Genomic DNA, 15,290 nt, shown 5'->3' with positions numbered 1-15,290 from the left:
GAGGGTCTCGCACGAGACGGGCTCAGCGCCCCGGCGACTCCGGCTGCGGGGCCGTCGTCCCACGCACGACCAGTCGGGTCGGCAGGGTCACGTGGAGCTCGTCGAGCTGCTCGCCGGCGAGCAGCGAGAACACCATCTCGGCCGCGACCGAGCCGAGTCGGCGCATCGGCTGCTGGATCGTCGTCAACGGCTGTGCGCGTCGCGACGCCTCGGGCACGTCGTCGAAACCGATCACGGAGAGGTCCTCGGGCACCCGGATGCCCATCTCGCGGGCGACGTCGATCACGGCGATCGCCGAGAGGTCGTTCGCGGCGAACACGGCCGTCGGGCGGTCCGGGCCGGCGAGCAGCACGCGCGCCGAGTCCCGGGTGGTCTGCCACTCGTAGAGACCGGGACGGATGAGGTCGGGGTCGACGGGCAGGCCGGCATCGCGAAGCGCGCGTCGATAGCCGGCGTCGCGCAGGCCCGCGGAGCGCAGGTCGGGACGCCCGCCGAGGAAGCTGATGCGACGGTGACCGAGCTCGAGCAGATGACGCGTAGCGGTCAGTGCGCCGCCGAAGCTGTCGGACTCGACCGTCGGCAGATCGGCGCGGCCGGTATGCGGGTCGACGGCGACCACCGGGATCTCCGTGGCGGCGTTCACGATCGTCGGCGTCACCATGATCGCGGCGTCGATGAGGGTGCCGGAGAGGCGGCTCAGCGATCGGCGCTCCCACCCCTCCCCCGCTCCCTGATGCGACCCGCTGTAGGCGAGCAGGTCGAACGCCGTGTCGTGCACCGCGGCGCCGACGCCCTTGAGGATCTCGGCGCTGAAGGGCTCGAAGTCGGCGAGCAGCACCCCGATCACGCCGGTGCGCCGCGCGCGCATGCTGCTGGCCACGAGGCTCGATTCGTAGCCGAGCTCGCGCACCGCGTCGAGCACACGACGCACCGTGGCGTCGGCGATGCCGTACCGGCCGTTCACGGCCTTCGACACGGTCGAGACCGAGACTCCCGCCGCCTTCGCGACGTCGTGGATCGTGGTCCGCCCGCTCATGAGCGCCCATCGTATCCGCACAGGTCGGGCTTTCGGAAACTGTTTTCGAAAACGTTTGACGCCCGTCATCTCCGGCAAGAGACTGCTCTGCGACGCGGTCTCACCCTGCTGCCGCGAGCGTCCGCATCGGTGCGGATGCACACACTCTCGATGAGGAGAACGATCACATGAACAGCAGAAGGCACTCCCTCGCCGCCGCGGCGGCACTGACCGCCGTCGGCGCGCTCGTCCTGAGCGGATGCACCGGCGGCACCCCCGACGGCGGCGGCGACGGCGACGGCTCGTCGATGACCCTGTGGCACAACTCGACCACCGGCCCCGGCGTCGAGTTCTGGGAGAAGACGGTCGCCGACTTCGAGGAGGCCAACCCCGGCGTCTCGATCACCGTCCAGTCGATCCAGAACGAAGATCTCGACGGCAAGCTCCAGACCGCGCTCAACTCCGGCGATGCCCCCGACATCTTCCTGCAGCGCGGAGGCGGCAAGATGGCCGCGATGGTCAAGGCCGGTCAGCTCAAGGACCTCACCGGTTCGCTGTCGGATGCCGTGACCGACGAGATCCCCGCCGCCGCGTTCTCGGCCAGCAGCCTCGACGACAAGATCTACGCGATGCCCGTCGCCGTGCTGCCCGGCGGGCTGTTCTACAGCCAGGACCTCTTCGACGAGGCCGGCATCACCGAGAACCCCACGACGCTGTCCGAGCTCGAGGACGCGACGGCCGCGCTGCGCACCGCCGGCATCGAACCCATCGCGCTCGGCGCGAAGGACGCCTGGCCCGCCGCGCACTGGTACTACTGGATGGCCCTGCGCGAGTGCAGCGCCGACACGCTGGCGAAGGCCGCCGACGAGATGAACTTCGACGACGACTGCTGGGTGCGCGCGGGCGAGGATCTCGAGGCCTTCGCCGCGACCGAGCCGTTCAACTCCGGATTCCTCACGACCACGGCCCAGCAGGGTGCGGGTAGCTCGGCCGGACTCATCGCGAACCACCAGGCCGGCATGGAGCTGATGGGTGCCTGGAACCCCGGCGTCATCGGCTCCCTGACTCCCGACCAGCAGCCGCTCGCCGACCTCGCCTGGTTCCCGTTCCCCGAGATCGAGGGTGGCGAGGGCGAGCCCGGTTCGATGATGGGCGGCGTCGACGGGTACTCGTGCTCGGTCGATGCTCCGGACGCCTGCGTCGATTTCCTGAACTACCTCGGGTCGGCCGAGGTGCAGACCGCCTACTACACCGCGTTCAACGCCCCGCCCGTGAACACGGTGGCGCAGGAGGCCGTGACCGAGCCGTACCTGCAGTCGATCCTCGAGGCCTACAACGCCGCGCCGTACGCGTCGCAGTGGCTCGACACCGTCTACGGCCAGAACGTCGGCAACGCCCTCAACGTCGCCGTCGTCGACATGCTCGCGGGTCAGGGATCACCGGAAGACATCGTCAAGGCTGTCCAGGATGCCGCTGCGAAGGCGTGAGGCGGCCGCCCGGCTGGAAGTGATCCTTCTGGCCGGGCCCGCCCTGGTCGTCTTCCTCGCCTTCGTCATCTTCCCCGTGCTGATGGCCGCGTACTACGGCTTCTTCAGCTGGCAGGGGTACGGGGCTCCCACCGACTTCGTGGGTCTGAAGAACTATCTGACGATCCTGCAGGACCCGCTGTTCCACGACGCCCTGGCGCACAACGGCTTCATCCTGGTGATGTCGCTCGTGCTGCAGGGCCCGGCCGCCATCCTGCTCGCACTGCTGCTCAACCGGCGCATGCGCGGGCAGTCGCTGATCCGGGTGCTCATCTTCATCCCCTACGTGATCTCCGAGGTCGTCGTCGGCACCGGGTGGAGCCTGATGCTCCAGACCAGCGGCGCCTTCAACGCCCTGCTCGAGAACGCGGGCCTGGGGTGGCTGGCGGCGGACTGGCTGTCGAATCCCGACATCGCGATCTGGACGCTGATGGTCATCATCACCTGGAAGTACGTCGGGTTCGCCGTGATCCTGTTCCTCGCGGGCCTCCAGGGCATTCCCGAGGAGCTGCACGAGGCGGCCGCGATCGACGGGGCCTCGTACTGGCAGATCCAGTGGCGCATCACGCTGCCGCTGCTCGCCCCGACGCTGCGCATCTGGGCCTTCCTGTCGATCATCGGCTCGCTGCAGCTGTTCGATCTCGTCTACATCATCTGGGGGCAGTACATCGCCTCGACCGCCGGCACCTCGACCATGGCCACGTACATGGTCGGCGAGGGCCGCAACGCCGGCAACTTCGGCTACGGCAACGCCGTCGCCGTCGTGCTGTTCCTGATCTCGCTCGTGGTCGCCCTCATCTATCAGCGCGCCGTGCTCAAGCGCGACACCGAGGGCGCCCTCACCGGGCCCGCCTCCGCAAAGAGGAAGAGGAAGAACCGATGACCGCCACCTCGCTGCTCGTGACGCAGCGTCCCGGGCGCACCGGGCGATCCGCCCGTCCCCGCCTGCCCTGGGCGCACCCGACCGTGTACTTCGTTGCGCTGATCGTCGTCGGGCTCATGCTCGCCCCGATCGCCTACATCGTCATCGGCGGCTTCCGTACGAACGCGCAGATCACGACCGACCCCTCCGGTCTCCCGCAGCCGTGGGTGTTCTCGAACTACCTCGACGTGATCACCGGAGGGATCTTCTGGCGTCAGGTGCTCAACTCGACGATCGTCGCGGTCGCCACCACCGCCGGGGTGGTCGCGCTGGGACTCATGGCCGCCTACGTGCTGGCCCGCTACCGGTTCGCCGGTCGCGGCGTGCTCTACGCCTTCTTCGCGGCGGGGCTCATGTTCCCGCTGACGGTCGCGATCACGCCGTTGTACATCGTGGTGCGCAACCTCGGCCTGATGAACTCCCTCGGGGGCGTGATCCTCCCGCAGATCGCCTTCGCCCTGCCCACCACGATCATCATCCTCGTGCCGTTCCTCCGGGCGATCCCCGACGAGATCCAGGAGGCCGCCTTCATCGACGGCTGCAGCCGCATCGGCTTCTTCTGGCGCATGGTGCTGCCGCTGTCTCTGCCGGGGGTCATCACCACCGGCATCCTGGCGTTCATCGGCAGCTGGAACGGCTACCTGCTGCCGCTGTTCATCCTCAACGACGCCTCGGCGTTCACCCTCCCGCTCGGCGTGCAGTCGTTCTCGTCGCAGTATTCGGTCGACACGGCCAAAGTGCTCGCGTTCACGTCGCTGTCGATGATCCCCGCGCTCATCTTCTTCAGCCTGTTCGAGCGTCGCATCGTGGGCGGGCTGACCGGTGCCGTCAAGGGCTGAACGCGCCATCGGCGCCCCATCGCACTCCGTACGGAAAGAGATCATCGTGTCACACGACACCACTGCGCGCTCGACGCCCACCGCGTCGACGCAGACCCCGCGCCCGCCCCTCTCGCCGCGCGTCGCCGCGCTCCTCGCCGAGATGACCCTCGATGAGAAGCAGGCACAGCTGGTCGGGTTCTGGGTCGACCAGGGAGACGAGGTCGTCGCCCCGATGGCCGGCGAGAAGAAGACCTCGACGCGCTACGAAGAGGCCACCGCGCACGGCATCGGACACCTCACGCGCGTCTACGGCACCCGACCCGTCGACCCCGGCGAGCGCGCCGCATGGCTGTGGTCGGAGCAGGCCCGCCTGCAGCGCGAGACCCGCCTCGGCATTCCCGCGCTCGTGCACGAGGAGTGCCTGACCGGCCTCGCGGCATGGCAGGCGGCGACGTATCCGACGCCGCTCGCCTGGGGAGCGTCGTTCGACCCGGCGCTCGTGGAGCGGGTGGGCGCGGCGATCGGCTCGTCGATGCGCACGCTCGGCATCCACCAGGGGCTGGCCCCCGTGCTCGACGTCGTGCGCGATCCGCGGTGGGGGCGCGTCGACGAGTGCATCGCCGAGGACCCCCTGGTCGTCGGCGTGATCGGCACCGCCTACGTGCGCGGCATGCAGTCGCAGGGCGTGCACGCGACGCTCAAGCACTTCGTGGGGTACTCGGCGTCGCGCGCCGGGCGCAACCACGCTCCGGTGCACGCCGGTGGGCGCGAGATCGAGGACGTGCTGCTGCCGCCGTTCGAGATGGCCGTGCGCGAGGGCGGAGTGCGCAGCGTCATGAACTCGTACACCGACATCGACGGCATCCCGGTGGCGGCCGACGCGCACTACCTCGACGACATCCTGCGCGAGCGGTGGGGGTTCGACGGTGTGGTGGTGTCGGACTACTTCGCCGTCGACTTCCTGCGCTCGATGCACCGCATCGCCGCCGACTCGTCCGAGGCCGCGGCTCTGGCCCTCACCGCCGGCATCGACGTCGAGCTCCCCTCGCCCGACGCGTACACCACGCTCGCGGCGCAGGTGCGCCAGGGCACGCTCGCCGAAGAGCTGCTCGATCGAGCGGTCGGTCGTGTGCTCGCGCAGAAGGAGGAGCTCGGGCTGCTCGACGCCGACTTCACCACCGCTCCGCCGACGGCCGTCGATCTCGACTCCCCCGCGCACCGCGCTCTCGCCCGCGAGCTCGCGGAGGAGTCGATCGTGCTGCTGAGCAACGACGGCATCCTGCCCCTGGTCGCGGACGCCACCAGGCGCATCGCCGTGATCGGCCCCAATGCCGACAGCACCGAGGCGCTGATGGGCTGCTACTCCTTCGTCAACCACGTGCTCGCCCACCACCCCTCGGCGCCCGCCGGCATCGCCCTGCCGACGGTGCTCGAGGCCCTGCGCGCCGAGCTGCCGGACGCGACCGTCACGCACGCGGTCGGCTGCGCCGCCGAAGGGGACGACCGCAGCGGGATCGCGGATGCCGTCGCCACCGCGCGAGCCGCGGATCTCGCCGTGGTCGTCGTGGGCGACCGCGCGGGGCTGTTCGGCCGCGGAACGGTCGGCGAGGGCAACGACGTCGACACCCTCGATCTGCCGGGCGTGCAGCGGGAACTCGTCGAGGCGATCGTCGAGACCGGCACGCCCGTGGTGCTCGTCGCCATGACGGGTCGCCCCTACGCCCTGGACTGGGCGCTGCCGCCGCGTGCGACGCCGGGCGGAGCATCCGCGGGTCTCGGCGCCGTGAACTCCCCCGCGGCGACTCGCGTCTCGGAGGAGGCTCCGGCCGCGCGCCGGCCGGCTGCGGTGCTGCAGACGTTCTTCCCCGGCGAGGAGGGCGCCCCCGCGCTCGCACGCCTGCTCACCGGACGCGTCGACCCGTCGGGGCGTCTGCCCGTCTCCCTGCCGCGTTCCGCCGGAGCGCAGCCGTACTCGTACCTGCACCCCGTGCTCGGCGGACGCACCGACATCACGAGCGTCGACCCCACACCCGTTCGCCCCTTCGGGTTCGGACTCGGCTACACGTCGTTCACGCACCCGGCGATCGAGGCTGATGCGACGGTCGTCGCCGGCGCCTCGTTCCGCGTCGCGGTCGAGGTGAACAACGTCGGAGGGCGTGACGGCGTCGACGTCGTGCAGCTCTACGCGCACGACGAGGTCGCGAGCGTCGTGCGCCCCGTGGCTCAGCTGATCGGATTCGAGCGGATCGGGCTGGCCGCCGGTGAGAGCAGGCGCGTCACGTTCGACGTGCCCACCGAGCGCCTCGCCTTCACCGGGCGCGACGGCGTGCGCCGGGTCGAGCCCGGGCGGATCCGTCTCTGGGTCGGCGAGGCGTGCGACCACGAGGAGGCCGTGACGACCATCGAGATCGTCACGGCCCCCTGAGCGGGGGTGCCCTTCCACAGGCTCAGGGACCCCGCTCGGACAGTGGGTCGCTGAGCCTGTCGAAGCGTCCCCGCACGAGACTCCCTCAGGCGTCGAGGCCGGCGAGGAAGGCGCGCACGTGCTCGCCCAGCTTCACGATGCGCAGGTCGCGGGCGAGTTCGCGGTCGAAGCCCTCATAGGCGAGCGGGGGCAGCCGGCGCACGTTCTCGGAGCATCCGAAGTTCGCGCACACCAGGGTGCCGATCGTGTCGCCCTTGCGACCGGCCGGCCCGGCCTTGCGCGCGGTGAACAGCTGCACGTCGTTGCGGAGCGTGACGTCCTCGCACCACGAGCACTGGGCGCGGGCGATCACGCGCTGCTCGGCCTGCTGCAGCAGGGCGCCGGTGAACTCGCCGTCCACCTCGGTGATCACGTAGGCGCGACGCGGCGCCTTGGGGTCGACCCAGCCGAGATAGTCGATCCGGTCGAAATCGATGTCGGCGAAACCGGCGGGCAGGTTCAGGTCGGAGACCTCTTTGCGGGAGGCGTTGCGGAAGGAGGCGCGGATGGCGCGCTCGTCGATGGGACGCATGGGAGTGGATGCTTTCGTCTGATGCTCGCCGCGGAAGGACGAGTCGAGAGGTGGAGGTGGAGGGAACGATGAAGCACCGGAGACGGCATCCGCCTCCGGCCGATCGTCAGCCTCTGCCCGCGGCGCTGTGCGCGCCTGCGGCTCCTGCCTGCGCCACCCGGGCGCTCCTCGACAACATCACCCGGCGAGCCTACACCCGCCCCGGCGGCGTGGGCCGGGAACGCGGGGGAACGCGACGAAGGCCCGCCCCGTCGTGACGGGGCGGGCCTTCGAACGTGCGCGGGTCAGGCCGTGAGCGTGGGGATCTCGTAGCGGCGCGGGGTGCCGAAGCGGTGCGCCGAGACCGACACGGCCTGCTCGCGCAGGTACGGGAGCATCTCGATGCGACCGGCGGTGAGGACCGGCTGGCCGTAGACCGCGACGGCCGGGGAGCCGCCGGTGCGGGCCGCGGTGTCGGCCGTGCTGCCTCCGACGAGACGGATGCGTCCACCGGTCTGCGCGAGGCGAGCGGCGCGGGCGGTCCAGGCGGTGCCGTTCTCGACCGCGATCGTGACGCCGGCGGCGCGCAGCCACGACGACACGGATGCCGGCAGGTCGGCCGCCGCGCTCACCGTGAGCGCGGCTCCCGTGCGGAGTCCGGCCGCGAGGGCGCGGATCGCGTGCACGGTCGTCGCGTCCTCGATGCGCACGGTGACGGGCACGGCGTCGTAGCGCAGGGCGTTCTGCTCGGTCTCGAGGCCGGTCGCGTCGACCACGGCGCCGAACTCCGCGGCCCATGCCGCCACGTCGGTCGACAGCGCGCCGGCGAGCCAGGCCGCGTCCTCGCCCGAGAGGTCGCCGGCGGCGACGAGCGCGGCCTTCGACAGGGCATCGGTGGGGGCATCCGCGGCGATCGGGGCGTCGATCCAGTCGGACAGGCCGATGAGGTAGCTCGGGCCACCCGCCTTGGTGCCGGCGCCGACGGCGGCCTTCTTCCAGCCGCCGAAGGGCTGACGCTGCACGATGGCGCCGGTGGTGCCGCGGTTGACGTAGAGGTTCCCGGCCTGCACGGTCGCGAGCCACTGGGCGACCTCGTCCTCGTCGAGCGAGTGCAGACCCGAGGTGAGACCGTAGTCGATCGCGTTGACGAGGGCGGTGGCCTCCTCGAGCGTCTTCGCCGTCATGATGCCGAGCACCGGTCCGAAATACTCCGTGAGGTGGAACGGGCTGCCGGCCGCGACACCCGAACGGATGCCGGGGCGCCAGTACTGCCCCTCGTCGTCGAGCTTCTGGGGCTTCATCACCCAGTTCTCCCCGGGCTCGAGCGTGGTGAGGGCGTGGAGCAGCTTGCCCTCGGCGGGTGCGATGAGCGGTCCGATGCGGCTGGAGCCGTCGCTGGGGGCGCCGACCTTGTAGGAGCCGACGGCGTCGACGAGCTGGCGGCGGAATCGCTCGCTCTCGGCGACCGTGCCCACGAGGATCACGAGCGAGGCGGCCGAGCACTTCTGGCCCGCGTGACCGAATGCCGAGTAGGCGACGTCCTTCGCGGCGAGGTCGAGGTCGGCGCTGGGGGTGACGATGATCGCGTTCTTGCCGCTGGTCTCGGCGAGCAGGGGCAGGTCGGGGCGGAAGCTGCGGAACAGCTCGGCCGTCTCGTATCCGCCGGTGAGGATGACGCGCTCGACGGCGGGGTGGCTGATGAGCTGCGTGCCGAGTTCGCGCTCCTCGAGCTGCACGTACTGCAGCACCTCGCGGGGCACGCCGGCCTCCCATAGCGCCTCGACCATGACCGCGCCGGATCGGGCGGCCTGGGCGGCGGGCTTGATCACGACCGGGGAGCCGGCCGCGAGGGCGGCGAGCGTCGATCCGGCGGGGATCGCGACGGGGAAGTTCCACGGCGGGGTGACCACGGTCAGCCCGACGGGACGGTGCCCCGCGCCCGCGATGTTCTCGGCGCGCTTCGCGCTCTCGGCGTAGTAGTGCGCGAAGTCGATCGCCTCCGACACCTCGGGGTCGCCCTGCTCGAGCACCTTGCCGGCCTCCGAGCCCATGACCTCGAGCAGATCGGCGCGACGGGCTTCGAGCACATCGCCCGCACGGTGCAGGATCTCGGCACGACCGGCGGCGCCGAGCGCACGCCAGGCATGGCCTGCGGCGACGGCCTCGGCGATCACGGTGTCGAGGGCTGCGGCATCCGACAGCGTGTGCGTGCGCACGGTCTCGTCGCCGAGCGTCGACGACTCCATGCGCGAGCGGATGCCGTCGCCCCACGCGCGGTTCGCGGCGAGGCTCGGGTCGGTGTCGGGGGTGTTCTCGAAGCCGTCGCGCGGGGCGGCGGGCGCTGCCTGCGTGCGGTCCTGCACGCGGTTCGAGCCGGGGACCTCGGTCGGCATCGACGCGATCGAGGCGAGGAAGCGGTCGCGCTCGCGGGCGAAGAGCGCGGGCTGCTCGTCGAGGTCGAACACGGCCGACATGAAGTTGTCGGTCGACGCGCCCTCTTCCAGGCGGCGGATCAGGTACGCGATCGCGACGTCGAACTCGGCCGGGTGCACGACCGGCGTGTAGAGCAGCAGCGAGCCGACGGTGCGGCGCACGACGGTGGCCTGCGCGGATGCCATGCCGAGAAGCATCTCGAACTCGATCCCGTCGGTGGCGCCGCGCCGGTTCGCGAGCAGCCAGGCGAGGGCGATGTCGAAGAGGTTGTGACCGGCGATGCCGATGCGCACGTTTCCGATGCGGTCGGGGTGCAGGGCGTAGTCGAGCACGGCCTTGTAGGAGGCATCCGATGCCTCCTTGCTGTGCCAGGTGGCGAGCGGCCAGTCGTGCGACTCGGCGTCGACGCGCTCCATGGGCAGGTTCGCGCCCTTGACGACGCGCACCTTGATCGGCGCACCGCCGGAGGCCGTGCGGGCCGCCGACCACTCCTGCAGGCGGATCATCGCACCGAGGGCGTCGGGCAGGTAGGCCTGCAGCACGATGCCGGCCTCGAGCGAGCGGAATTCCTCGCGCTCGAGGATCGTCGTGAAGACCGCGATCGTGAGGTCGAGGTCCTTGAACTCCTCCATGTCGAGGTTGATGAACTTGCCGCGCTTCACGGCGATGCGGTACAGCGGGGCGAGGGCGTCGACGGCGTGCGCCACCGCGTCGTCGAAGGCCCAGGGGCTGTGCGGGGCGACGGTGGAGGAAACCTTGATCGAGACGTAGTCGACGTCGCTGCGCTCGAGCAGGCGACGGGTGCCGTCGAGGCGGCGCGCGGCCTCCTCCTCGCCGAGGATCGCCTCGCCGAGCAGGTTGACGTTGAGGTGCACGCCGTCGGTCGACTTGATGCGCGTGATGGCCTTGCCGAGCTTCGCGTCGGTGGCGTCGACGATGAGGTGGCGCACCATGCCGCGCAGCACCCGGCGGCTGATCGGCACGACGATGCCGGGGAACGCGGGGGCGAGCGCGCCGCCGAGCTTGATGAGCCCGCGCAGCGCGCCGGGCAGGAATGCCGGGGTGAGCGGCACGAGGTCGCGGAGGTTGGCGGCCGCGACCCTGAGGTCTTCGGGGCGCACGACGCCGTCGACGAAGCCGACCGTGAAATCGAGACCGTTCGGGTCGCTCAGCACACCGGCGAGGCGCTTGGCGGCGGTGTCGGCCGGCACCTCGCGGCTCTCGACGAGCCAGCGCTGGACGAGTGCGACCGCGTCATCGGCGAGGGCGGCGAGCTCTGCGCTGCCGGTCGGGGCGGTCTCGGCCGGGGCCGTCTCGGGAGTGGCCGTCTTGGCCGGGGCCGTCTCGGCCGGGGCCGTCTCGGGAGCGGTCTGCGTCATCGGGGGTCCTCTTCGTCTGAGCTCGTACGCCGAGCACGCGCGCGGGTGGGTGCGACTCTCAGTGTGGGGCGCGGCATCCGTTATGAAAAGCGAACGTTTACGATGGGTACTGTTCGATGTCTTCGATGCTTTAGGGAGGTCTCCGTGTTCGAGCTGCGCCGCCTGCGCCTGCTGCACGAGTTGCACCTGCGCGGCACGATCGCCGATGTCGCCGCGGCTCTGTCGTTCAGCCCCTCGACGGTGTCGCAGCAGCTCGCTCAGCTCGAGCGCGAGGCCGGGGTCGCCCTGCTCGAACCCGACGGCCGGCGGGTGCGCCTCACCGCGCGTGGCCGCCTGCTCGCCGCGCACGCCGCGCGCGCGCTCGAACTCGACGAGGCCGCCCGCGCCGAACTGTCGGAGGAGGCGCCGGCGCAGGTGCGCATCGCCGTCATGCCCACGGCCGCGGAGGCGCTCGTGCCGCCGGCGCTCACGCTGCTGGCCGAACGGACGCCGGGGCTCCGCCTCGAGATGGTGGAGCTGCCGCCCGAGATCGCTCTCTTCGAGCTGCAGGCCCGGGCGTTCGACCTGGTCGTCGCCGAGCAGTACCCCGGCCACACGCGGGAGATCGCCGACGGGATCGACCGCACGTTGCTCGGCGTCGATCCGATCCGACTGGCCGTGCCCCGCGGGGATGCCGCGCACGGGCTGGAGGACCTGCGCGATCGGGCGTGGGTGCTCGAGCCTCAGGGCGCCGCGGTGCGGCGATGGGCCGTGCAGCAGTGCCGGGCCGCGGGGTTCGAGCCCGACGTGCGCTTCGAGGCCACGGATCTCGTGTCGCACGCCCGGCTCGTCGCCGCCGGTCATGCCGTCGCGATGCTGCCCGATCTCGTGTGGACCGGAGGGCGGACGACCGTGAGCCTGCGGGAGCTGCCCGGGTCGCCCGTGCGCGAGATCTTCGCCGCCACCCGCGCGTCGTCGCGCGACGATGCGGCGATCACAGTGGTGCGCGACGCGCTGGCCGATGCGCTGTCCGCCCACGAACCGCGCTGACGGCGGGTGGCTGACGGCGGGTGGCTGACGGCGGGTGGCTGCGCCCGGTTGCTGGGCCCGGTTGCTGGGCCCGGTTGCTGGGCCCGGTTGCTGGGCGGGGGCGGGCGCTGGGCTGGTGCTGGGCTGGCGGGCACTGGGCTGGCGGGCGGGCTTGGCTCCCACGACGCGAGCGAGCAGCGAGATGGAGCGCCGTGCTCGACGCTGGGCCCATGGACTTTTCGAGGCGACCCGTGCCGTTCACGCTCCGATTGCTGAGCGAGCGCAGCGAGACGAAGGGCCGCCGCTCATCACCCGGTTCCCGAGCGAGCGCAGCGAGACGAAGGGCCGCCGCTCATCACCCGGTTCCTGAGCTTGCCGAAGGGCCCCGCCCCTGCCGCTGCTGCGCCCCTCAGCTTGTCGAAGGGTTCCGCCCCGTGTGTGCACTCGTTCTACACCGCTGCCGTGTTGTTCCGAGTTCTCCACCGATCACGTAGATACTGACGTTGGCCTGGGGTTTTCGTGTCGGAATGTCGGTGGCTACTGGTGGACTGGGACGTATGAACAGCACCGCCGAAGTCCTGGACCGGGTCGCCGCCGACCTGGCCGCGGTGCTGCGCGCAGACGCGCTGGCGGGGCTGTCGGACGCCGAGAAGATGCAGGTGCTCCGCGCCGCGGGTGAGGTCGCGAGGCGGGTGGATGCGGTGATCGTGGAGACGGTCGGATCGGTCGATCAACGCCCGGCGGGATCGGGCGAGTTGGCGTTCTGCGGACGGTTCGGATGCCGGACGATGAACGAACTCGTCCAACGCGTGCTCCGCACCGACGCGGCGGGGGCGGCACGGGTCGTGAAAGCCGGGAAGGTCGTCCGGCGGGAGCTGGACTTCTCCTCCGGGGCGATGCTGCCCGCCCGATGGCCCGCCCTGCGGGAAGCGCTGCTGGACGGGGCCGTCGGGGTCACGGGGCTACTGGCCGCGACCGGGCCCGTGGAGCAGGCCGGGGCGCGGATCGGTGCGGCGGACCGGTTGCGGGCGGACACCGAGTTGGCGGAGTACGCCCGGGGACTCGTGGCCGTCGAGGGCGACGGGGCTATGGACGGAGACCGTGGTGCCGATGCCGAGCGCGAGTTCGATTCGGGCCCGCCGGCCACCCCGGAAGACCTGAAGCTGTTGTCGCGGGTGATCGTGACCTACCTCGACCCGGACGGCGCGGAACCCGCCGAAGAGCGCGCGATGCGCGCCCGCGGGATCGTCCTCGGACGAGTGAAGGACGGGGTGATCCCGATCCGCGGGTCACTCCTGCCCGAGACAGCAGGACAGCTGCAACGCATCTGGGACGCGTACCTGAACCCGAAAGTCGACGGACCACCCATCCCCGCGGCACCGCGACCAGAGGTGGGGATGGCCGGCGGCGTGCGGTTCGTCCCGACCGTTGACGACGCGCCGCTCCGTGAGACGAACGACTTCCTCGATGGTGATGCTCTGCCCGCCGGTGATCCCAGCTGCATGGTCGATGACCGGTCCCGCGCACAGAAGCAACACGACGCCCTCGCCGCCGCCCTCGGGATCGCCGCCCGCCACAGCGACATGCCCTCCCTCGGCGGCGCCGCCCCGACCCTCGTCGTGTCGGTGACCGCGGAGGACTACGCGACCGGGCGGGGATGGGCGCACGTCGACGGCACCGACACCCCGGTCTCCCTCGCCACCGCCCGGCACACCGCGTGCGGCGGCAGCATCCAACGCGTCACCTCCGACCCCACCGGGCGCATCATCGGAATCGACACCACCGACCGGGTGTTCACCGCCCACCAACGCCGCGCGATCACCCTCCGTGACCGCGAATGCCTCATCCCCGGCTGCCACGTCCCCGCCGCCTGGTGCGAGATCCACCACGTCACAGAACACTCCCGCGGCGGACCCACCCACACCGACAACGGCGTCACCCTCTGCTGGCACCACCACCGCACCCTCGACACCTCCGGCTGGACCATCCGCATGCACAACGGCACACCCCACATCCGCGGACCCGCCTGGTGGGACCCCCACCAAAAATGGCGAACACCCCGACCCGCACCCCGACCGGCACCACGGACCGCACCGCGGACTGCGACTACCACCGCCACCACTGCCACTGCCACTGCCACGGCCACTGCCACCGCCACCGCCACCGCGGCGAGACAGAGAACCCGACCACCGATGCGCGCATGAAGGAGCGCGCGACCTGTCACGCGCCTGACCGGTTGTCAATCCCGTGGTCGCCTCGCGCGGGCGGTGCGAGGGTGGCCATTCCAACGATCCCCACAAGGAGAGGAAGACGCCATGAGCGCGGGAGACGACATCAAGAACAACGCCGAGAAGCTGGCCGGAAAGGCCAAGGAGGGCGTGGGCAAGCTCACCGACAACGAGCGCCTCGAAGCCGAAGGTCGCGCAGACCAGACGAAGGCCTCTGCCAAGCAGGCGGGCGAGAACGTCAAGGACGCCGCGCAGAAGGCCGGCGAGAACGTCAAGGACGCGTTCGACCGCTGAGACCGAAGAACCCCGCTCCTCGGAGCGGGGTTCCGGCCCTCCGGCACGACGTCCGGACACAGAGGAGGCCCGCCACTCGGGCGGGCCTCCTCTTTCTGGTCTAGCTGCGGCGACTGCCGGTGATCGATCGGATGAGCCATGCGATCACGGCGATAGCGAGGAGCACGAGGCCCACCCACAGGAGGAACTGCAGAGACTGCACGAGTCCTCCGGTGATCGCGAGAATCACGGCGATGACGATGACGATGATGAGGAGGATGTTCATCGTTCTTCCCTTCTGTTCGAGGCGGGCGCCCCGAATTGCTGTAACCCTCACGCTAGGGGTCGACGCCCGCCGGGGCAGAGGGGGTTGACGCGGACGCCTCCGGAATGCCAAGGGAATCCGAAATGCCAAGGGAAACAGAGGAGAGGACGACATCATGCCCGGACGACGCGACAGTTCACTGAAGGATCCGGAGCTCTACGAAGAGCTCCGCGACGACGGTGCCTCGAAGGAGAAGGCCGCCCGCATCTCGAACGCGGCTGCCCGCGACGGCCGCAAAGCCGTCGGCAGACGCGGCGGGGAGAGCGGCGACTACGAGGACTGGACGGTGTCCGAGCTGCGCGCCCGAGCGAAGGAGCTCGGAATCACCGGCTACAGCGGCAAGCGTAAGGCCGAGCTCATCTCGATGCTGCGGAACCACTAGGCG

12 protein-coding genes are annotated in these 15,290 nt (G+C 70.9%); 8 read left to right on the top strand and 4 right to left on the bottom strand.

The genetic code is table 11. From position 1 onward, the window contains the following. Positions 1-22: 22 nt before the first annotated feature. Entirely contained in the window at positions 23-1,036 is a 1,014-nt protein-coding gene (locus ACI2JZ_RS10160) for a LacI family DNA-binding transcriptional regulator (RefSeq protein ID WP_404597414.1), read from the bottom strand. A 167-nt stretch (positions 1,037-1,203) separates the two neighbouring features. Here ACI2JZ_RS10160 and ACI2JZ_RS10155 point away from each other — a divergent pair, with 167 nt between their 5' ends. The 4 genes from ACI2JZ_RS10155 (at position 1,204) to ACI2JZ_RS10140 (ending at position 6,709) form a co-directional block, all read left to right on the top strand. Continuing rightward, on the top strand, positions 1,204-2,502 hold the full coding sequence (locus ACI2JZ_RS10155; protein WP_404597413.1) for an extracellular solute-binding protein: 1,299 nt from the start codon (positions 1,204-1,206) through the stop codon (positions 2,500-2,502). After that, positions 2,483-3,424: a carbohydrate ABC transporter permease gene (locus tag ACI2JZ_RS10150; protein ID WP_404597412.1), complete on the top strand. Its 942-nt coding sequence runs from the start codon at positions 2,483-2,485 to the stop codon at positions 3,422-3,424. The genes ACI2JZ_RS10155 and ACI2JZ_RS10150 overlap by 20 nt, the downstream gene beginning before the upstream one ends. Continuing rightward, positions 3,421-4,302 carry a carbohydrate ABC transporter permease gene (locus tag ACI2JZ_RS10145; RefSeq protein WP_247624656.1) on the top strand — a complete coding sequence of 294 codons (882 nt, stop codon included), beginning with the start codon at positions 3,421-3,423 and terminating at the stop codon, positions 4,300-4,302. The genes ACI2JZ_RS10150 and ACI2JZ_RS10145 overlap by 4 nt, the downstream gene beginning before the upstream one ends. Positions 4,303-4,444: 142 nt before the next feature. Then, complete coding sequence (locus tag ACI2JZ_RS10140; RefSeq protein ID WP_404597436.1) at positions 4,445-6,709, top strand: beta-glucosidase; 2,265 nt, start codon at positions 4,445-4,447, stop codon at positions 6,707-6,709. Positions 6,710-6,794: 85 nt separating this feature from the next. On the opposite strand, the gene ACI2JZ_RS10135 is transcribed toward ACI2JZ_RS10140, so the two are convergent. Together ACI2JZ_RS10135 and ACI2JZ_RS10130 are read right to left on the bottom strand one after the other, a co-directional pair. After that, positions 6,795-7,280, bottom strand: coding sequence for an FBP domain-containing protein (locus ACI2JZ_RS10135; RefSeq protein ID WP_247624655.1), 486 nt, complete (start codon positions 7,278-7,280; stop codon positions 6,795-6,797). A gap of 284 nt (positions 7,281-7,564) precedes the next feature. Further along, positions 7,565-11,071, bottom strand: a complete 3,507-nt coding sequence (locus tag ACI2JZ_RS10130) for a bifunctional proline dehydrogenase/L-glutamate gamma-semialdehyde dehydrogenase (RefSeq protein WP_404597411.1) — start codon at positions 11,069-11,071, stop codon at positions 7,565-7,567. Positions 11,072-11,215: 144 nt separating this feature from the next. Between ACI2JZ_RS10130 and ACI2JZ_RS10125 the strand changes: the two genes are divergently transcribed. From ACI2JZ_RS10125 to ACI2JZ_RS10115, 3 genes are all read left to right on the top strand, one after another. After that, positions 11,216-12,100, top strand: coding sequence for a LysR family transcriptional regulator (locus ACI2JZ_RS10125; protein ID WP_404597410.1), 885 nt, complete (start codon positions 11,216-11,218; stop codon positions 12,098-12,100). A 536-nt stretch (positions 12,101-12,636) separates the two neighbouring features. Next, positions 12,637-14,283: a DUF222 domain-containing protein gene (locus ACI2JZ_RS10120; RefSeq protein ID WP_404597409.1), complete on the top strand. Its 1,647-nt coding sequence runs from the start codon at positions 12,637-12,639 to the stop codon at positions 14,281-14,283. A gap of 111 nt (positions 14,284-14,394) precedes the next feature. Then, positions 14,395-14,601, top strand: coding sequence for a CsbD family protein (locus ACI2JZ_RS10115; protein ID WP_402790992.1), 207 nt, complete (start codon positions 14,395-14,397; stop codon positions 14,599-14,601). A 100-nt stretch (positions 14,602-14,701) separates the two neighbouring features. Here ACI2JZ_RS10115 and ACI2JZ_RS10110 read toward each other — a convergent pair whose 3' ends face one another. After that, complete coding sequence (locus ACI2JZ_RS10110; RefSeq protein WP_247624650.1) at positions 14,702-14,866, bottom strand: hypothetical protein; 165 nt, start codon at positions 14,864-14,866, stop codon at positions 14,702-14,704. A 154-nt stretch (positions 14,867-15,020) separates the two neighbouring features. On the opposite strand from ACI2JZ_RS10110, the gene ACI2JZ_RS10105 reads away from it, so the two are divergent. Next, the gene (locus ACI2JZ_RS10105; RefSeq protein WP_404597408.1) at positions 15,021-15,287 is read left to right on the top strand and encodes a Rho termination factor N-terminal domain-containing protein; all 267 of its coding nucleotides are present in this window, start codon (positions 15,021-15,023) and stop codon (positions 15,285-15,287) included. The last annotated feature ends 3 nt before the right edge of the window (positions 15,288-15,290 follow it).

Origin of the sequence: Microbacterium sp. NPDC087868, assembly GCF_044900755.1 — a bacterium.
GTDB lineage: Bacteria > Actinomycetota > Actinomycetes > Actinomycetales > Microbacteriaceae > Microbacterium > Microbacterium galbinum.
Note: the sequence above shows the minus strand (reverse complement) of the source record. Positions and strands in the feature narration are given on the sequence as shown.